General features: G+C 60.7%; 12 protein-coding genes and 1 tRNA gene. 2 read left to right on the top strand and 11 right to left on the bottom strand.

All coding sequences use genetic code 11. The features are described 5' to 3' along the window. Positions 1 to 41: 41 nt before the first annotated feature. A tRNA-Val gene (locus J8C06_RS02050) sits at positions 42 to 116 on the bottom strand. Positions 117 to 186: 70 nt separating this feature from the next. Then, a complete protein-coding gene (locus tag J8C06_RS02045) occupies positions 187 to 927 on the bottom strand; it encodes a hypothetical protein (protein ID WP_211429135.1) in 741 nt (246 codons plus the stop codon). 227 nt (positions 928 to 1154) lie between these two features. Here J8C06_RS02045 and J8C06_RS02040 point away from each other — a divergent pair, with 227 nt between their 5' ends. Both J8C06_RS02040 and J8C06_RS02035 read left to right on the top strand, forming a co-directional pair. Then, positions 1155 to 2144, top strand: coding sequence for an L-lactate dehydrogenase (locus J8C06_RS02040; RefSeq protein ID WP_211429134.1), 990 nt, complete (start codon positions 1155 to 1157; stop codon positions 2142 to 2144). Positions 2145 to 2180: 36 nt separating this feature from the next. After that, the gene (locus tag J8C06_RS02035) at positions 2181 to 4193 is read left to right on the top strand and encodes a protein kinase domain-containing protein (RefSeq protein WP_211429133.1); all 2013 of its coding nucleotides are present in this window, start codon (positions 2181 to 2183) and stop codon (positions 4191 to 4193) included. Here the strand turns inward: J8C06_RS02035 and J8C06_RS02030 are convergent. From J8C06_RS02030 to J8C06_RS01990, 9 genes are all read right to left on the bottom strand, one after another. Further along, complete coding sequence (locus tag J8C06_RS02030) at positions 4166 to 6430, bottom strand: STT3 domain-containing protein (RefSeq protein WP_211429132.1); 2265 nt, start codon at positions 6428 to 6430, stop codon at positions 4166 to 4168. The genes J8C06_RS02035 and J8C06_RS02030 overlap by 28 nt on opposite strands. Positions 6431 to 6510: 80 nt before the next feature. Next, a complete protein-coding gene (locus tag J8C06_RS02025; protein ID WP_211429131.1) occupies positions 6511 to 11493 on the bottom strand; it encodes a protein kinase domain-containing protein in 4983 nt (1660 codons plus the stop codon). Positions 11494 to 11748: 255 nt separating this feature from the next. Then, entirely contained in the window at positions 11749 to 13317 is a 1569-nt protein-coding gene (locus tag J8C06_RS02020) for a glycoside hydrolase family 1 protein (RefSeq protein ID WP_211429130.1), read from the bottom strand. Between the two features lie 60 nt (positions 13318 to 13377). Further along, positions 13378 to 14550, bottom strand: coding sequence for an ABC transporter substrate-binding protein (locus tag J8C06_RS02015; RefSeq protein ID WP_246602063.1), 1173 nt, complete (start codon positions 14548 to 14550; stop codon positions 13378 to 13380). A gap of 12 nt (positions 14551 to 14562) precedes the next feature. After that, positions 14563 to 15336 (bottom strand): hypothetical protein, encoded by a 774-nt coding sequence (locus J8C06_RS02010; protein WP_211429129.1) that lies wholly within the window; start codon positions 15334 to 15336, stop codon positions 14563 to 14565. After that, positions 15333 to 15734: a hypothetical protein gene (locus J8C06_RS02005; RefSeq protein WP_211429128.1), complete on the bottom strand. Its 402-nt coding sequence runs from the start codon at positions 15732 to 15734 to the stop codon at positions 15333 to 15335. Before J8C06_RS02005 ends, J8C06_RS02010 begins: the two co-directional genes overlap by 4 nt. Before the next feature lie 160 nt (positions 15735 to 15894). Then, complete coding sequence (rph, locus tag J8C06_RS02000) at positions 15895 to 16617, bottom strand: ribonuclease PH (RefSeq protein WP_211429127.1); 723 nt, start codon at positions 16615 to 16617, stop codon at positions 15895 to 15897. Between the two features lie 52 nt (positions 16618 to 16669). Next, positions 16670 to 17905 (bottom strand): DegT/DnrJ/EryC1/StrS family aminotransferase, encoded by a 1236-nt coding sequence (locus J8C06_RS01995; protein WP_211429126.1) that lies wholly within the window; start codon positions 17903 to 17905, stop codon positions 16670 to 16672. Further along, entirely contained in the window at positions 17850 to 18983 is a 1134-nt protein-coding gene (locus tag J8C06_RS01990) for a hypothetical protein (RefSeq protein WP_211429125.1), read from the bottom strand. The genes J8C06_RS01995 and J8C06_RS01990 overlap by 56 nt, the downstream gene beginning before the upstream one ends. Positions 18984 to 19303: the final 320 nt, after the last annotated feature.

Here is a 19303-nt window from a genome sequence, read left to right as displayed (position 1 = left end):
GACCGACGCGCCGTCAAGCCAAGCTCCAAAGCGTGAAACCATGGTAGTCGCGCACGGATTTGAACCGTGGACCCCTACCGTGTCAAGGTAGTGCTCTACCCCTGAGCTACGCGACTGCAAGCGCTTGAGCACTCGCCTGACGACGCGACAGTAAGTCTTGAACGATACTCATCTGGTCAACGACTGTCAAAAGAAATCCGCGTCGCTCTCGTCTATGTGAGGCTTCGGGATGAATTCCACCGGAAGCCAGTCACCGGGGCCGGGGTGGGATGCTGGCCGGGATGGCGCTGGATGGTGATCTTCTGGCGTCGGATGATCATGTGCCGGGGAGGACTGATGTTCGTGACCACCAAAGAAGAACCCATACTCAATCACCAGCCCACTCTTGCCGTTGCTGGGGTGATTGGGAAGTTTGTAAGCAACCACGATGATATGGTTCTTGGCTGGATGAAAGAGCACGCCCGGTGTGAAGAACCCAAAGTCATGGCGACCGTAAAACCACTCTCCGAGCAAGTAGAGTCGGTGCTTGATGAGAGGCTGCTCAAAGTCAGCAATCGGATGAACGGTGGTTTTCTTGAAGAGATTTTGCGTACCAAAACTGACCCCAGCCGTCAGTCGCGTGTGTATCTTTGGTAGGACGACACTTCCATGCGAGTACGTAAAACCACCCAACCCCTTGCCACGCAAGTTGTAGGTCAGCATCTGCCCAAATGTCCACTTCAGTTCTAGGTTGGGATGCGTTTTCGACCAGAGCGGGATGGCAGTTTTGAAGCCCACACCAATGTTTTCATTGGGCGCTTGTGGCGTCCCGCTATTGTACGTCGTTACGGCCAACTCAGTGTTTTTGCCAAGCCCGTAGCAGTAAAAATTCGTGGCATACCAGTAGCGGCCAGGGCGCTGTGGCCGCCACTGCGTTTCGTGCATCAAGAAATGTTTCCCCTTGGGGGTAATGTCGGCGGATGGTAAGTTGACAATGGCTTGCTGTGACCAAGCGGTCGCTGTACAAACCACGACTAAGGCCAAACCGACCCAAAGTCGCAATAGCAAATTCATCTTGAGGTAGGTAGGGGCAGGGAAATCAGTGCGGCGCAGGGGCAATAGCAGCACTGTAAGTTAAAGTACAATACACCTCCGTTGTTTGTCTATGACCTGATATGGCGATTCAGAAGCGCACCATTGGCATTGTCGGTACCGGAAATGTCGGCGTGGCAGCCGCCTACGCGATGTTTATTCAGCGTACGGCTAGCGACATCATTCTGCTTGATAAAGACCAGTCCCGCGCCGAGGGGGAGGCGCTTGATCTCATGCACGGGCAAACGTTTGCCGGGCCGGCGCGGGTGCGCGTCGGTAACTATCCAGACCTCGCTGAAGCCCAGGTCATCGTCATTGCGGCCGGCGTCAGCCAACGACCAGGCGAAAGCCGCCTCGATTTGATGGAGCGCAATGTCGCTGTTTTTCGCGCGATCTTGAGCGAACTTGACCAGCACGCGCCCAATGCCTTGCTGGTCATCGCCACCAACCCGGTGGACGTGCTGACCTACGTGGCGCAGGCGCTTTCGACGCGCCCGGCCCAGCGCATCATCGGCACAGGCACCATGCTGGACACCGCGCGCTTCCGCGCCCTACTAGGTGAACACTACGGCGTCGATCCACGCTCGGTTCATGCCTACATCCTGGGCGAGCACGGCGATACGGAGTTCCCCGTCTGGAGTGATGCGCGGATCGGTGGGTTGCGGTTGGTGGGCAATGTCATCAACGGACGTCCCTATGACCGCCCGGCACTGGATGCCATCTTCGAGCAAACGCGCCGCAGTGCCTACGACATCATCGAACGAAAAGGCTACACCAACCTAGCGATTGGCTTGGTCATCGCGCGGCTGGTTCAGACAATTCTCAACAGACAGCGCAGCGTTTTGCCGGTCAGCGTCCGGTTGCAGGGCGAATATGGACTGACCCGCGTCTGCCTGAGCCTGCCGAGCATCGTGAGTGAGAACGGCCTCGAAAGCAGCATCTTGCCTGAGCTAGACGCAGACGAACTGGCGGCAATGCGCCAATCAGCCAGCATCCTCCAGGAGCGCATTGTCGAAGCCCTACCGGTCGCCGCTGGACCCGTACCGGACAACCACACGGCAACCCAGGGCTGATAACCTAGACGTCCGCTCCCCTCGCCACTGACAGTCATGCCCAACCCTTACCTCAACCGCGTTGCCATTCACGACCCAGCCCAGTTTTACGGTCGGCGTAAGGAAGTGGCCCGTATTTTCTCACGCTTGGGCGCCGGGCGGCCCCAGTCCATTGCCGTCGTCGGCGACCGCCGGATTGGCAAATCATCACTCCTCAACTACTTGTGCGCACCGCAAGTGCGTCAGCAATACCTGACGCGGCATGAGGAATACGTGTTTGTGTTTTTGGACTTGCAGCAGCGGCGGCGCATGACGCTCGATGATTTTCTGGACATTTGGCTGGCTGAAATTCAGCGCGGTGCCGGACTGCCGGCGGCTGGCAAGTATGGCTTCGACGGCATTCACGCGGCGCTGGATGCTCTGCGAGTCCGGCACTGCAAGCTGATCGCGGTGTTTGATGAGTTTGACATTCTCACGTCGAACCGCGCGTTCTCGGCTGATTTCTTTGCCTTTTTGCGCTCACTGGCCAACAACTACGAAGTGGCCTATGTCACATCATCCGGGCGTGACCTCCAGGAACTTTGTCATGCCGATCAGATTGCTGACTCCCCTTTCTTCAATATCTTCACCAACATTTACCTGCGGGCCTTCCCAGATGATGACGCCTACGAACTGATTGCTCGTCCGTCAGAGGCAAACGGGATTCCGCTGGCGCCCTACGCCGAAGACATCCGTCTGTTGAGCGGCAACTTCCCTTTTTACTTGCAAATCGCCTGCTCCATCTATTTTGAGCAACTGCAAGAAAGTGGGCATCTGGACCACGCCGCCATTGAAGAAGCCTTTGATGATGAAGTCCGCGGGCACTTTCGCTATCTCTGGGAGCATTTTTCGGCGGACGAGCGGGCCGTATGCCGGGCGCTGGCGTCTGGCGAGCCGGTGATGCGGGAACACACCTACGTGTTTGAGGATTTCAAACGTGCCGGCTATGTCATCGTCGAAGGGGCGGGAAAAGCGCGCTGGTTTTCCCATCGCTTCCTGCCGGTGGTATCACGCCCAGGACGTAACAGCGGTGGCACCGGAGAGCATGCCCCTGTGCCACCGACCATTGAGATTGCTCCACCGCGGCGCGCTGTTTCACAGGACGATACCCGAACCCTCCGACGCGATCCTCAGCCGGACGGACAAACTGCCATGCCGTCCCAGTTTGGGCGTTTTGAGGTGATAGAACACCTGGGCGGCGGCGGCATGGGTGATGTTTTTCTGGCGCGGGATGCGGAGCTTGGGCGCAAGGTTGCGGTCAAGGTACTGAAATCGCGCTACGCCCATCAGTCTGAAACACGGCAGCGTTTTCTGCGCGAAGCCCGGATGGTTTCCAACCTCAATCACCCCAACATCGCCACGCTTTACGAGATTGGTGAAGTGGACGGTGTACCGTATCTCGTCATGGAGTATGTCCGCGGTAAAACGCTCGCGCAGTGTCTTGCCGAGCAAGGGCGCTTTGACTGTGCCGAAGTTTGTCGAATTGGGAGTCAGGCGGCCGACGCACTCGCCGCGGCTCATGCCATTGGGGTGATCCACCGCGACATCAAACCTTCCAATCTGCAACTCGACGCCCAAGGTAACGTGCGCGTCATTGACTTTGGTCTAGCGAAGCTGGATGCCTCAGCCGGATGGGCGCACTTGTCAGCTTCGGATGAGCACTTGCAGGCAGTATCGGACATTACCGAATCAGGCGTCTTGGTGGGAACGGTCACGTATATGTCGCCGGAACAAGCGGCCAACGACGCCCAGGCAACCCTGGCCAGTGATGTGTTTTCCCTGGGGATTGTGCTCTATGAAATGACCACCGGGCGGCTTCCCTTCGAGGGGAAATCGTATTACGAAGTTCTCGACGCCATTTTGCATGCCACGCCATCAGCGATTCGGGATTGGCGACCCGATGCCCCCAGCGAGCTGGTTGAGGCCATCGGTGCGGCGCTGGCCAAACAGCCGGTCGAGCGCCCAACCGCCAAAGCCTTGGCCGAGCGTCTTCGCCGGGTGATTCACTCGCCATCCAGACGCCTCAACTGAAGCGCGCGCCCCTGCTGGACATCGGCCTCCGTGGCGGTGGCCGTAAAGATGCCGTCCGGCGTCACAATCTGGTACGGCGCATTGGCGGCAAGGGTTGTCGTCGGTGACACTTGCTGCGCGTAAGGCACGCGCCGCGCAAAGTAGCCCTGCTCGTCAGCCTGGACTTCATCCCTGTAGTCGAACTCGCGCCGGAAGTAGGTTCGGATGCGCGTCTTAATCTCAATGCGCGCGCCTGGCTTCGTGCGCCCGGTCACCACCGCGCCCGGCACGCGCTCAAAGACCTTCCCGGCAGCGTGATACTGGGTGAAGAGTGGGTACTCAGTTTCAAAGTCGCTTTCATAAACCAGGCGGAGTTGGGTCAGGACCGTGTCGCCCTGAGGCACCCCTTCCTTGGCCACTAAGTGCGCATAGAGTGAACCTTTGAGGCGTTCATTCCAATCTTCCCAGGGCGCGGAGGTACTGGTTTCAGGGTTCCATGCCGCATCTCGCGCCAGTGCTTTGGGGGAGCAGGGCGTCACCAAGACGTAGCGTACCCGCCGAGCATCCATCAGTTGGAAGGCCTCACTTGGCGGAAGGACAAACATCGCGGCGGCATCCCGGATGCCACCACGGAGCGGTGTCGTGTGACCCAGTGGAGAAGCTACGGTCGGCCGGCCGGCTACCCCAATCACCCAGTGGCCGGGCGTCCAGTCACACAAAACGGCGTAATCATCTGGCTGGTCGCCCCGGAGGCTCGTCGCCGGCGTGTGGGTCGCCAGCCAGCGCAGGGTTGGCTCGACATCCACAAACGCGCCGCTTGGTGACACGATGTAGGTCGGCGCACCCAGCGTGAAGTGGATGGTGGGCGCAAGCATCCCGATACACAGGGCAAGGGGCAATGCCAACTGAAGACGTGGGCTGACTTGTGGCAACCGCGCCAACCGGTTCGGCAGCTCGGCGAGCGCAAGCCCAACCACCACCGCAAATGGAACCGCAAACAGACCGCTGAACTTGAGTTGGAGCAGAGCCAGTCCGGTCGTCGTGATGGAAAAAAGCAGGAGCACCCACAAGCGGCTGGCGGCGTGGATCGGCTTCAACCAGGCCCGGCTGGCCACACTGAACCACGCGACCGGCAAGAGCCAAAAAAATCCCGTGTAGTTGTTCGTCGTATCGAAAAAGGAAGAGCGGAGCAGCGGTTGACTCTCAAAGATGGTGGCCAGCCACGGGTCAGCGGCCACCAGATGCATCACGCCATAGCGCGCAAAGCGCCAGACATCGGCCAGAACAACCCGCGGCAACACACCGAGGCCCAGCCCAAGCCAGGCCAGCCCCCACCAAACGTTCTGGCGCGTAAAGCCCGCAGTCCAACCGACAGCGGCTAGGGTCACGCCGGCTGCGCCAAGCGCCACCACCCAGGCCGTTGCCAACGATGGATTGACGCCATGGGGTTCGGCAATCCGCGTGGCAACAAACGGCGCTACCCATACCAAGAGCGTGAACCAGGCACAAAGGCTGACTCGTACGTGGGATTGATGCGTCGCTGGCTCTTTTCGGTGCGTTACCCACCAAGTCGCCGTGACCAACGCATGAAAACCGATGAGCAAGGGCATAATCGTGGCGCACAGTAGCCCGACAGCCATGGCGCTTCCAGCCAAGACACCATGCCGCCAGGTCGGACGCGCGCGCGCGACAGCCCATAGGTACAACCCGACACACAGGGACTCAAAAACGTGGTGGTCAACATAGCCAACCGCACACACGACCCACAGAGCAGGCAGCCAAATGAGGATGAATCCGGCCGCGATACCAGCCCAGGCGTGGGCCAAGCGCGCGGCCACGAGGTAGCCAAGGCACGGCGTGAACGCACCGATGAGCGGCGTCAACAGACACGCCACGGCAGTGATCCAACCTTCATCGGGCTGCGCACTCCCGTGAACAAGCGCATAGGACCCCTGAGCGGCAGCCGCGTAAAGCCAATCAAAGCCGAACGGCCAGTTGACGTTCGCACCGTCGGGGAAGTTGACATAGTGATCAAAATCCGGCACTTCCAACCCATGCGTCACGGCCCAGTGAATACGGCGCAGGTGGTAAAATGAATCGGTTGAAATTGGAAAAATGCCAACATCGGTGAAGACGCCGCCCAAGTTGGACAGCCGGACGATAAAGGCCAGCAGGTAGATGAGCGTCCCAATGACGATGGGCCGGCGCAGCAGCCGGGTCGCTCCAGTCGCCGTCGCCGGAGAGGAAGCCGTTATCAAGGTGTCATCTCCCGCGGGCTTTGGATTGTGTGGGGGTTGGGCATCCGCGAACAGGAAACAGGGGCGAACGCAGATGGCGCTCAAACCAGGAAGTCATCGGTGATTCGCCGCCATTCGTCCACGACCGCGCCAATGTCGCCGCGCTCACGCGCCAGTCGCCGTTGGTCGTGGGGATTGGCTTCTCCGAGCAGGCGGTCGAGCGCCTGCAACGTGAGGTCGGCGGCCGTCAGGGCTTCGAGCCGCTCTCCCCGCGCCCAGCGACAACGGGCAATGACCCACTGAGCGCGCCACTCGACGTCGGTATCGCCGAGTTCTCGTGCCGCCGCCGCCGCCGCCACGCTGCGGTCAAGGGCAAGGGTGAGTTCCTTGCGAACGAGGTGAACTTCGCCCATGGTTTGGAGCATTTCAGCGCGCACTTGGGCGTCACTGGTGGTTCGGTTGATGACTTGGGCTTCATCCAACATCTGGCTGGCCTCACGGAGGTTGCCGGTTCGCGCATACATCTGCGCCGCATTCACCAGCGCCATTTCAAGCACACGCTGGTTTTTGTTTTCACGCGCACTCCGAATCGCCAAGCGGTAGTAAGCCAGAGCGTCGGCATAACGTCCCTCTTGCCGAAAGGTATCCCCAATGTTGTTGAGCATCGCCCCTTCGCTTGCGCGGTCATTGACTTCGCGCATGATCTGAACTGCCCGTTGGTAGCAATCGCGCGCGCGCGCCACTTCGCCCTGGCTGTGAAAAGCTGAGGCCATCAGCATCAAACCTTTGCGCTCGATGTCGCGGTCGCCGGTTGCGCGCGCCGTCTGGAGCATTTCACGCCAAGTGGACTCCAGCGACACGACGCTGTGCAAGACACTTTGCAGCGAATGGGGTTGCGTCGGACGAGCTGAATGCGGCCGGATGTCTGGGGCCCGGCTTCGGTCTTCAACCGGCACGATGGCATCGGCGAGGCGACCGCTGTTGAAAAGCTCACCCATGCCAAGATTCTCGGCAAACGCCGCAACGTCATTGAGTAACTCTTCAAGTGAAAATTCGCTAATCTCGCCTGGCTGTCCAGGATTCCGCTTGGCATCCATGCGAAGCGCGTCTATATCGCTTGGCATTTCGGCCGAAGGTACCGCCCCACGCGGCGCTGTCGAGCCAAGTACTTTGGTCTCGCCGACCTGTGGCTTCACGCTGGCCCGTGGCTTCGCGCTGGTCGAGGGTGGTGCATCCGCGGCTACCGAGGACGCGGCCGGGGGCAGCAACTCCCCGGCAACCATCGAGCCTTCGGCGGCACTGACCTCACTCATCAGCTTGGTCGGCGCGGCTTTGTCCGGCAGGGCCTTGGTGGGCGCGGCCTTGGGTGGTTCAGACTGGGCTGGCGTGGTAGCCAACATGCGGTCGAGTCGAACCTTGAGGTCAAAAACAGGGCGTTTGTTTTCCAGGAATGTGGCCGCCACGATGTCGTCTGGGAGGTTCGACTGAAGGGATGCAATCACGGACAGGGCTTCCTCAAGGGCGGCCTGCGCCTGGGCGAAGTCCTGGCGCTGGACGAGGCACTCTGCCAAACCATAGGCGGCACTCCATCGCACGTGCGGGGACTCCACTTCGCGTGCCAGCTCACATGCCCGCACATAGCAGGATTCAGCCGCGGCAAGGTCACCTTCGGCTCGTTGGGCATCGCCAATTTCGGCCAAAATCTCTGCCTCGATTTGTGGCACTTCCATCGTTTCAGCCAGCAGGAGCGCCGCCTGAAGCGTGCTGAGGGCGGATTTGACATCACTGCGCCGCCTTCGAATGCGCCCTACGTTGAGTAAGTAGCGGGCTTCGGCGGTTCCATCACCGATGTCGCGGGCAATATCCACCGCTTGCTGGATGTATTCCAGCGCTTCGGTGTCGCTGCCGCGCCGCATGAAGACTTCGCCCAAACCATTGAGCGCCACCGACTCACCCTGGCGATGACCAAGCGCGTAGGCAATGCGCAGCGCGCCGGCGTAGCATTCCTGCGCTTCATCCAGGTGCGCGAGCTGGAGATTGACTTCGCCAAGCAGCGCCAGAGCGCGCCGTTCCTCAAAGATGTTGCCTGCGTTGCGGGCGATGGCCAGCGATTGCCGGGCATCCGACACCGCTTCGGCAAGCTTTCCCCGGCGCGCGTTGACAATCGCGTTGCCAAGCCGAGCCGCGGCTTGGCTGCTGCGATCTCCCGCGCGCTCGGCGATATACATGGCTTCATCAACCGCTTCGAGCGCGGCTGTCGGGCGCCCCCGCTCAACTTGCGCGGCAGCGACGGTCAGCAACGCCAAACAGAGTCCGGCGGCATCATCCTGTGCGCGTAGGACGGGAAGCGCCGCCGTCGCCAGCTTGAGCGCGCCATCAGCATCGCCAGTCAGGTTATACAGCCGCGCCATGCCGACCTGCGTCCGACCTAACCAATTTAGGTTGTGTTCTTGACAGAGCGCCAAGGCTCGTTCCAACTCGTGGCGGGCGTCATCGGGTTGCGCGCACTCGATCAGCAGCGTGCCATAGGTCAGCCGATAGCGCGCTTCGTCACTTGGACTCAGCGGCCCAGTATCGTCGCCCTGCAACCGACTGAGGGCTTGGGCCACCCATCCGAAAAACTTTCCGGCATCGGCAAAGGCATAGACACTCCAGCGGGCGTAACCGGCCTCGATGGCATATTCAATCGCCTTGCGCCACTCTTCAGCGCGAAAGTAGTGATAGGCCAGATCGCCGGCGGTGAAATCCTGCCGCCCCAGTCCGGCCGCCGAGGCGCGTGGCGAAGCCAACTGTTGCTCAAGCCGCTCGGCGATTCGCGCGTGAAGCCGTTTCCGCCGCCGCCGCGTCATGCGCCGATACAGCACCCGGTGCAACATCGAGTTGACAAAGCTGTAGCGGTCTTCACGCCATCCGGCCATCTCGCGGATAAAGCCCAGCTTGAGCGCGTTTTCGACCGTTCCGAGCAGGTCTTCTTCGGTCGCCTCGGTCAAAAACTGAAGCAAATCGAAGGTAAACTCTTCGCCAATCACCGCCGCATGGGCGAGAACGTCGGCCGTCTTATCCTCCAAACGCGCCAGAAGCGGCTTGACCAGCGTGGCAATGGACTCTGGAAGGTCAAACTCGTCCACGTCCTGGCAGACCCAGCCGGTTTCCTCGCCATGGGAGATTTGCCCATTGGCAATCATCGTGTTGACGACTTCACAGACGTAATAGGGGTTGCCCTTGGTTTCTTCGGCCAGCATCAGCGCGACACTCACCGGCAGTTGCACCTGCGCTCCAAGCAACCCCTCGACCATCAGGCGGATTTCGCTATTGGAGAGCGCGGACAATTTGATCTGATCGTGGCCGCCCATCTCATCGAGTGACTGCAACCAGTTGCGCAGGGGCGGCGCGCCATCGAGCAGGCTTGTCAGGGGACGACTGGCGACAATGACCAGCAGGCGGTCGCCCCGACTCTGACGCATGAGATGGCTGACGAAATCCAGCAGGAGCGCATCCGCATGGTGGGCATCGTCAACAAAGAAGACGGCGCCACGTTCCCGTGCGAGGAGTCGGCACAGATAGGTCAAGTCACCGAAAAAGCTATGGCGGTCTGCCGCTAACCGCGCGGCCAGTTTCGTCGCATAGGTTTCATCACATAGGTTGGCAAAAAACGTGCCGTCGAGAAACTGCTCATCCGCCGGCGAAAGCGACCGCACCGCGCGCAGCTCCGGGTTGAAGTAGGCCATGGCCGCAGCGCGAAGGTCCGATAGTGGCAGTTGCCCGACGGTGGCGCGCGCTGGGTCTGGGCAGCGCACCCGCAGTAACATCGGCTGGCCTTCACCCACATCTTCCAACCGGATAAGGAATTGCTCGATGAGTCGGGTCTTGCCAATCCCGGCTTCTCCAAAGATGACTACGGGCCGTCCGCGCCGGGTGGCGACCGATTGCCAAGCGGCAATCAGGACCCCAAGTTCTGGGGTGCGCCCGATGAACTCACCGCCACTCATGCCGGTTGGGGGGCGAACGGTATCTGGTCCGGCGGCGCCGGCTCCAACCGGGGGAGGCAGCTCGCCGGGCACGATTCGGGTGAATGGCTCCTGTGCCGGTGGTGACTCCGACGCCAAGGCCACAAGCGCCGGGGGGGTTGAAATGACCGCTCCACCCGGTGACAACTGACGCTGCACGGTGCGGAAAGCTTCAGACAGTTCTTCGGCGGTTTGGTGGCGATTGGCCGGTGATTTTTCGAGCGCCCGCATCACCACCGCCTCGAGCGCGGGCGGAATGTCTGGACGCAACTCGCGCACCGGCTTGGGTTTCTGCTTGACCTGGGCGATGACCGTTGCCAGCGGCGTGGGTTCGTCAAACGGCAGCTTGCCGGTGAGCATCTCGTAGGCAATCACGCCAATGCTGTACACATCCGAGCGTCCATCAATCCGGTGCGCCTGGCACTGTTCCGGTGACATGTACTGTGGCGTGCCGATGATGCCCGTGCCGGTCAGATTCATCAGGCTGGGGTTGTTCATCGCCAGCTTGGCGATCCCAAAATCGAGCACCTTGACGGTCTCACCGGTCCGTAGCTTCTCCAGCATGATGTTGGCGGGCTTGAGGTCGCGGTGAATAATCCCTTCGGCATGGGCCGCGTGAACAGCGTCACACACTGGCGCCAGCACCGACACCACGCGCAACGGCGAAAGCGTTTTGGCTTGCTGGAGTTCCTGCCCCAGGCTGTGGCCTTCGAGGAACTCCATGACGATGTAGGCTTCGCCTATCGCGCTCATGCCGTAGTCATAAATGGTGATGGCATTCGGGTGCTTGAGGCGGCCGGAGAGAAGGGCTTCCCGCCGAAAGCGTTCGAGCGCCGCTGGATTGGACACCAAATCGGCATTGAGAATCTTGAGCGCCACCCGCCGCTGCATCGTGGAATGAATGGCTTCATAGACCGCGCCCATGCCACCGCGTCCGACCATGCGCACGATTTGGTACTTCCCGTCCACCACCCGCGCCACGGCCGATGGCTTATCGGAAGCCAGCGGCGCACCGTCCTGGGGACAGACATTGTATTCGTCAGGATAGGTCGCACCACATTTCGGACAGGATTTCATGAGCGTAACTCTACGGGTATTACCTAGGCATCAGACAGCATCCATCGGTGGAGGGAGGAATGGCAGCCGAGCGCGCCGGGGGCTGGCGCGCCACGCCACGTCCATCGCGCCGCTGGGTAGCCGTTGACCGAAACGAACGTATCGAGGCGCGGACTAATCAAGGCGCGGACTATAAGACGAGGTGGCAAGCGGTGACAAATGGTCAAGCAGTGACAAATAAAAGCTGTCACGGTCCTCACTCCCCTGCCCTGGATGCTACCCCAGGACGGCTCCGTTGGTGGCGATAACACGAGCATACCACGCCGCTGAGGCTTTGGGTGTTCGCACTTGCGTGTCATAGTCCACATACACCAGCCCGAACCGCTGCTTGTACCCTTCCGCCCACTCGAAATTATCCATGATTGACCAGTGAAAGTAACCCCGCACCGGCACGCCATCTTCCACCGCGCGGCGTAATTCACGCAGGTAGCGCGTCGTGAAGTCAATCCGTTGCGGGTCGTGAACCTTGCCATCGAGTGCCACCCAGTCGCGGAGCGCGAGACCGTTTTCCGTGATGTATATCGGTTGCTTGTAACGTTCGTGGAAAAATTTTGGTCCCCACCGGAGCGCCTCCGGCGTAACGGGCCAGTCGAAGGCCGTCAGCGGGGCCGCCGGAGTCGGAAGCACGACCTTCGGGCCGCCACGCCCATCCGACTGAATCTTGAAACCGAAGTAGATGTTGACGCCACAGAAATCCACGGGTGTCGAAATAACCTTCAGATCGTCGGCCTCGATGGTTGGGGCATCGTTTTTGTACAGGGCAAGTCCCTCAGCCGGGTACTCGCCGAGGAACACCGGGTCCATCCACCAGGCATTGTTGAACGGGTTCTTGAGCGGCAACCCAACCGAAGCGTTGAATAGAAAACCATAGCCCTGGATGCCGAAGTTGAAGGCCCGCGCGGCGGCTACATCGTCAGGCTGCTCGGTGGCCGGATAGGCGATGGGCGTGGCCGGCGCAAAACCAATCTGGGCGTTCCTGGTGTTGGCGCGCAAGGCCTGCACGCCCTTGCCATGCGCCAGCAGCGCGTGGTGGCCCGCTTGCAGGACATCCTTGATCGGGAGAAGCAGACCCGGCGCATGCCGCCCGGCCTGGTAGCCCAGCGTAATGAATACCTGCGGCTCATTGAGCGTCATCCAGTAGGTGATGCGGTCGCCAAGCCGTCGGGCCGCCACCGTCGTGTACTCGGCAAACCAGTCGGCGCTCTCGCGCTTCGTCCACCCCCCGCGCTGGTGCAGCGCGAGTGGCAAGTCCCAGTGATAGAGGGTGCAAAACGGCGTGATCCCGGCAGCGAGCAACTCGTCAACCAGGCGGTCATAAAAGTCGAGGCCCTTGGCGTTGACCGTTCCGGTCCCTTCCGGCAGGATGCGCGTCCAGGCCAGGCTGAAGCGATACGCTTTCAGACCGATCTGCTTCATCAAGGCGACATCTTCCCTGTAGCGCCGGTAATGGTCACAGGCCATCTCGCCCGTGTGACCGCGCCAAATGGCATTGGGCTTTCGGACAAACATATCCCAGATGGACTGGCTCTTGCCGTCCGCGTCAATCGCGCCTTCGATTTGGTAAGCCGCCGTCGCCGCCCCCCACTGGAAACCGGCCGGGAAGGTCTGACCCGACGGGGAAGCGCCAGGGCGTCGCTTGGCGGAAGCCGGCTTTTGTGGTGCGCCGGATACGGTCACGCTCCCAGCAGCCAGTGCCGCCGTAGTCGTCGCCAGAAACGCCCGCCGGGAAGCATTTGGCTGGTTCGTAATTGGCGTTTCCGCGCCTGAAGCATCAGTTTTGTTCATGGCTTCTAGTGCTTCTTGGGCGGGGTCTCTGGCCTGTGCCTGGAGACGCCGCCCAAGGACTCATGATGGGGTGATGGTAGTTCGGTAATGATAGGCGCCATCCCGGAGTTCGAGAATGACCGCCGGTTTGACCGCATTGCGGTTGGCGTCCAGCGTAATCGTTCCGGTCACGCCAGGAAAATCGCGCGTCGCGGCCAAAGCGTCACGGATTTTTTCCCCACTGACACTGTTGGCCCGCTCAATCGCGTCATAAAGCACCTGCGCGCCGTCGTAGGCAAGCGCCGCCAAGGCGTCGGGCGTGTCGCCGTGACGTTCCCGATAAGCCGCAATGAAGGACTGCACCCGCGGGTCGGGGTTGTCCACCGAGTAATGGTTGGTAATGAAGCAGCCATCCAGCGCGGCCTTGCCGCCCCGCCATAAATCGGGGGAATCCCAACCATCGCCGCCAATGAAGGGGACGCGGATGCCAAGTTCACGGGCCTGCTTGATGATTTGCCCGACGTCGCCGTAGTAGCCCGGCGCATAGATGAAATCCACGCCAGCTTCCCGAATGCTGGTGAGTTGCGCGTTGAAGCTTGCGTCACCGGCCTGATAGTTCTTCTCCATCACGACCGTTCCACCCTGCCGGGTAAAGCTCTCCCGAAACGACTTGGTCAAACCAACGCTGTAATCATTTTTCACGTCGGTCATGATCGCCGCGCGAGTCAGGTTGAGCACTGTGGCGGCAAACTTCGCCGCGGCTTCGCCCTGAAATGGGTCAATAAAACAGACGCGAAAGATGTAATCGCCCTTGCGCGTCACCTTTTCATTCGTCGAGGAAGGCGTCAGCATGGGCACGCGCTTTTGCTGGCACACGGCCGCGGCAACGATGCTGCGCGCCGAACCAACTTCACCAAGCACCGCGATGACCTTGTCGCGGGTCACGAGCCGGGTCACGACGGTTTTGGCTTCTTCGGGCTGGCCGCGGTCGTCTTCAAGGATGAGTTCGATGCGCGAACCGCGAATGCCGCCGGCGGCATTGCGTTGTTCCGTCGCCAGGCGAATCCCGCCCATGGACGATGTTCCAAACGTCGCGGTGTCGCCGGTCATTGGCATGTACACGCCAATTTTGAGCACGGGGGGGAGGCCGTCGCCAACGGCAACGGCTTCTCTGCGTTCACAGGCGCTGACCCAGGCCAGGGCGAGCATCGCCACCCAGACCCACATGAAACGCAACCGACGAGACAGCGGCATTGGATTTCCTGTTTAGAGTCGCGCGGCAAGGACGCGGCGGAGTTCCTGGCTGTCGAACAGCCTGGTTTCCATCCCATCCAGCCCGACCGTGTAACGTAACTCACCAGACTGAAGCGTGACCGCCGCCGCCTCACCCACGTTGACGACGATTGACTGAAGGCTTTCCCGAAGCGCTGCCCGTCCAAGGTCATCCGCCGCAAAACCACCAAGCACCAGGCGGAGGTCGGCAATCAGAGCGCCAAGATCGAGCAAAGCGGTATCCCCGCGCGGAAACGCTTCCCAGGCAATGGTTGCCGTCACATCACAGCCAACCTCGGCCCGCACCCAGTCGGTCAGTGCGCGGAGACGACGTTCGAGTTCAAGCCGGGATGGCGCTTCACCAGAGCGTTCACGCACCGCCCCAAAAGAGAGCCGGGCAATCGTGTCAGGCGTGTGGTGAAGGGTCAGGGCTGAAATGTTCGCCACCGGAATGTAGGTGACGTCCAGCCCTAGGTTCCATCTCACGTCATTCGGCCTGGCGTCATTCGGCTCGGCATTGAAGCCCGGCGACGACGCATCGGACTGGGCCACCTGGACAGTTCGGAGCAGGATGCTTGCCTGCGCCGTGCCGAGTTCGTGGCCGGACAGGTACTCGCCCCGGATGGTCGCGCCATTGGTCAGGAACAGACTCACCAACGGCAATGTCCAGTCATCGCGCCTGGCTTGTCGAATCTGCTCAATCGCTTCCAACACCACGCCAACCGGGCGGGCCGGCAAGCGCCGTAGTTGCTGAACCGGACTGGTCATAGACCTTTTTCAAGCACTTGTTGCAACTGCGTTTTGCGATACAGCCAGTCGTCATTGGCATAGTGAAGGTCATAGTCGAACTTCAACTCCCCACCTTTGAAGGAAAATTCACCAGACGACCGCGAATAGCCAATGGTGACTTTTTTGAGACCGTCGCGGAGCGCGTCGCGTCCCAGGTCGTCAATCGTAATGGCTTTGAAAGCCTCAATCAGTGGCTTGAAGTAACCCCGTTCAAGCAAGGGGTGGTAATCCAGCTCGGCAAGTCCTTCTTGACCAAGGTTTTCCCAGTCAATCTCCAGATTGACTTCAAATCCGGCGGCCGCATCCAGGGCGGCTTTGATCTTGGGAAAGGTGTTATCACGAAAATCCTTGATGGCGCGACGTTCAGCGAGACCCATGATGTCGTTACTCCTTTGGCAGGCACGCCTGCCGGTGCCGAGATAAAGAAACCGGTGTGGATAGATTTGATACCTTCCCGTCTTAGCGACCGGGACGTTAGGAAGCCTTGGGTAAGCTGAACCGCCTAGCACGAAAACCGCCGCCTGGAGGCTGCGCTCATTATTCCAAAAGCCCTAGCAGTTGGCGCTGGCGCGTAATTAACTCCCGAATTCCGTGGGTGGCAAGATCAAGCAGGGTATTCATTTGTTCGCGGGTGAAAGGACGTTGTTCGGCGGTGCCCTGAACTTCAACCAAACGACCATCGCCGGTGCCAACGACATTCATATCGACTTCGGCCTTTGAGTCTTCACGGTAGTCCAGGTCGAGCATGGGCAGGCCGTTGACCATGCCGACACTGACGGCGGCCAGGTAGTCCGTCACCGGCATGTGCGTCACGACGCCGGCCATCTGAAGCTTGCGCACGGCGAGCACCAGCGCGACAAACGCGCCCGTGATGGCCGCCGTGCGCGTCCCGCCATCCGCCTGCGTAACATCACAGTCAAGGTAAACCGTGCGCTCGCCGAGCTTGGCAAAGTCCACCACCGCGCGCAGGCTACGACCGATCAGGCGTTGGATTTCGTGCGTTCGGCCGGAGGGGTTGCCGCGGGTGACTTCACGCGGGGTACGCTGGTCGGTAGCGCGCGGCAGCATGGCGTACTCCGCCGTCACCCAGCCCGTTCCCTTGCCTTTGAGAAACGGCGGAACCTTGTCTTCGACGGTGGCAAGGCAAATCACTCGTGTATCGCCGAACTCGACCTGCACGGAACCTTCGGCATATTTGTTCACATTTGGTGTTAGCTGTACGGTTCGCAGCGCGTTGACGGCTCGCCCACCACTTCGCATGTTGCCTCGCTTCCAGTTACGTTCTCGTTATGGCTTTCGGTAAAAATGCACTCTACGCCGCGGCCAGCGCTTGCTCAAGCGCGTCAACCACACGACCACGCGCCGCATCGGTCAGCTCCGGCCAGATGGGCAGGCTCAACACGTCACCAGCGACGGCTTCGCTGACGGGCTGCGGGGGGAACTGACCAGCATAGACCGGCAGGCGGTGAATCGGGGTTGGGTAGTAAACCATCGTCCCGATGCCCTGCGCCGTCAGTAATTGACGCACGATGTCGCGGCGCGCACCCAAAATTCGCACTGTATATTGGTGGAAGACATGACCTGGCGAGATGTCCGGCGTTACCAGTCCCGGCAGTCGGGCAAGCGCGGCGTTATATTGCTCCGCAATGCGTCGCCGCGCGCTGTTCCAGGCCTCGACGTACGGCAGCTTGACGCGCAGAATTGCCGCCTGAATGGCATCGAGCCGGGAGTTGTAGCCCAGCATTTCATTTTGATAAGCCACCAGCGACCCATGCGACCGCAGTTTGCGGGCGCGTTCGGCCAGTTGGGCATCATGCGTGACGATCAAACCGCCATCGCCGTACGCGCCGAGGTTTTTGGATGGGTAGAACGAAAATGCGCCCAGCGTTCCGAGCGTCCCAACGAAGCGTCCGCGTAGTCGTGTCTGCGTAGCGGACGTGCAGCGCTGACCGTTGCACTCGGCACAGGGCGGAAGGTATCGCGCGCCGAAGGCCTGGGCCGCGTCTTCGATAACAGCCAAACCATGGCGCTCGGCGGCTTCAAGCACCGCCCCCATCGCAGCCGGACGGCCGAAGAGGTGAACGGGCATCAGCGCGCGCGTGCGCGGGGTGATATGGTTTGCAATGCCGCGTGGATCGAGGTTGAAGCTTTCGGCCTCGATGTCCACGAAGACCGGCTTGGCCCCGACGAGGCTGATGGCTTCAGCCGTGGCGAAAAATGAAAACGGCGTGGTGATGACCTCATCGCCGGGGCCGATGTCCAGGGCGCGCAGGGCAATCACGAGGGCGTCCGTGCCGGAGTTGACGCCAACGGCATGGGCGACACCCAAGTAACTGGCCGCTTCCGACTCAAAGGCAGCAACCTCTTCGCCCAGAACGAACTGCCGCGAAGTACACACGCGCTCGAACGCTGCCTGGAGCGCCGGACGGAGGGACTGATACTGCGATTCCAGATCCAAGATCGGCACATGGCCGTCTGTATGCGAGATGGTCTCAGGAAACTTCTTCAGCAAGCGGCTTTGCCAGCTCAGTCCGCGCGGCAACTTCATTGAACTCTAATCCGAAGGCGGCGCAGGCTGACTGTACCTCACGGAGTGTAATGTCAGGACGACCATACCATTCCCGCGCCTGTCCGACGACATAGGCCGCCTTGCGCGCAACATCCTGTTCCGGCGTGAGCGTGCCGTTTCGCTTGAGCCGCGACTTGAGCGGTGGCATCACCAGATGCAAGTCTGGAGCACCATGGTCTGCCCCACCTGGTTCTGACGCGCGCTGGGAGCTGTCCGCCGGGTCACCAAGGTGATCATTCCGGTCGGCAGTTTTGAGAATTTCAGCCAATCGCCGCGAGAGCCGCGATGTGTCGAGGTGTGAACCTGGGGCGGCACTGTCTGCCTCCAGCATCGTTTTTCCAAAGGCGGACTGATCCTGTCCGGGGTGGATTTCCTCGCCATGGTGAGTGCCGGATGGGTTGGTGGTGAGCGCGTCGCGCGCCCGCGCGGCGGCTTCAACCTGTTCAAATAAACTGGCCAAGCTTGACTTTTCAGAAGCCCGTGGCGGTGTTTCACGGTAGGCAGCCGACGCTGCCTGATGCCCGTTAGCCGTGAAGCGGCTCACGGGACTTGGCGTGAAGGAGACCGGTGTTTCTGGCTTGGGAGCGGCTGGTTCAACGTGGAGACTTTCATAAACCGGAAGCAGGGCTGCCGCGAGCAACTCATACCGGTCATCGAGATTCTGCGTCTCGAGAATGTCACGGATCGCGCCCAGCGCCTGTCGAAAGTTGACTTGGATAACGGGCGCAAGGTCGGTCGCTAAAGCCATGCCTTCAAGCTGAAGTCGGCTGTACCACGCAAACAGGGCGGCTTGATCGGTGACGGGCGGCAGACGAAGCTGACGGAGCAGCGCCGCCGACTTGGCATCCAGAAGCGGTGTCGCCTCTGGCGAGGAACCTTCGTTGAGGCGCGGGCGCGAAGACGGATCGGCCGTTGGAAGCAGCAAGCGCCGAGACCGGTCACGGCGACGTTCCATTTGCGCGCCGAGACGGAATGCCAAGAGTGCCCCGCCCACGGCCACGACTTGCCCGGCTAGCCCTAGCACTGAAAAGAACAGCAGTTGTACTCCGTCTGTCATCGTGCATCTCGCTCACGAGAAAGGTCCGGCGCGACGCGAGTCTCAGGTACGACACAGGAATCCGTCGCGCACCTTACTCTTCCACCCTACATTGCCGCGCCAGCCAAGCCAAGTTTCGTTTTGTGAGCTTTGATACTTTCACATCTGCCGACGTTCATCCTTCACGTTCGCGTTTCGATGGAAACCAAAGCAGGCGTGAAAGGTTTTGAACGTGACGGGCATCTCTCGGCTGCTCCGCGCTCCACTTGCTCACCGAAGCGCGCCGCGGCACACGATTTATTCATCCGTTATGAGCTTCTCCCCTTGTCGCCACATCGGCC

The sequence above is a fragment of the Chloracidobacterium validum genome, from assembly GCF_018304825.1.
GTDB classification, from domain to species: Bacteria; Acidobacteriota; Blastocatellia; order Chloracidobacteriales; family Chloracidobacteriaceae; genus Chloracidobacterium; species Chloracidobacterium validum.
The sequence above is the reverse complement of the archived record's forward strand: the minus strand, read 5'-3'. Positions and strand labels throughout refer to the sequence as shown.

Excerpts from the sequence above, each read along its gene's own strand:
- J8C06_RS02010 (WP_211429129.1), bottom strand. The coding sequence starts at position 15,336 with ATGACCAGTCCGGTTCAGCAACTACGGCGCTTGCCGGCCCGCCCGGTT.
- J8C06_RS02040 (WP_211429134.1), top strand. The coding sequence starts at position 1,155 with ATGGCGATTCAGAAGCGCACCATTGGCATTGTCGGTACCGGAAATGTC.
- J8C06_RS02025 (WP_211429131.1), bottom strand. The coding sequence starts at position 11,493 with ATGAAATCCTGTCCGAAATGTGGTGCGACCTATCCTGACGAATACAAT.
- J8C06_RS02015 (WP_246602063.1), bottom strand. The coding sequence starts at position 14,550 with ATGCCGCTGTCTCGTCGGTTGCGTTTCATGTGGGTCTGGGTGGCGATG.
- J8C06_RS01990 (WP_211429125.1), bottom strand. The coding sequence starts at position 18,983 with ATGACAGACGGAGTACAACTGCTGTTCTTTTCAGTGCTAGGGCTAGCC.
- J8C06_RS02005 (WP_211429128.1), bottom strand. The coding sequence starts at position 15,734 with ATGGGTCTCGCTGAACGTCGCGCCATCAAGGATTTTCGTGATAACACC.
- J8C06_RS02035 (WP_211429133.1), top strand. The coding sequence starts at position 2,181 with ATGCCCAACCCTTACCTCAACCGCGTTGCCATTCACGACCCAGCCCAG.
- rph (WP_211429127.1), bottom strand. The coding sequence starts at position 16,617 with ATGCGAAGTGGTGGGCGAGCCGTCAACGCGCTGCGAACCGTACAGCTA.
- J8C06_RS01995 (WP_211429126.1), bottom strand. The coding sequence starts at position 17,905 with ATGAAGTTGCCGCGCGGACTGAGCTGGCAAAGCCGCTTGCTGAAGAAG.
- J8C06_RS02020 (WP_211429130.1), bottom strand. The coding sequence starts at position 13,317 with ATGAACAAAACTGATGCTTCAGGCGCGGAAACGCCAATTACGAACCAG.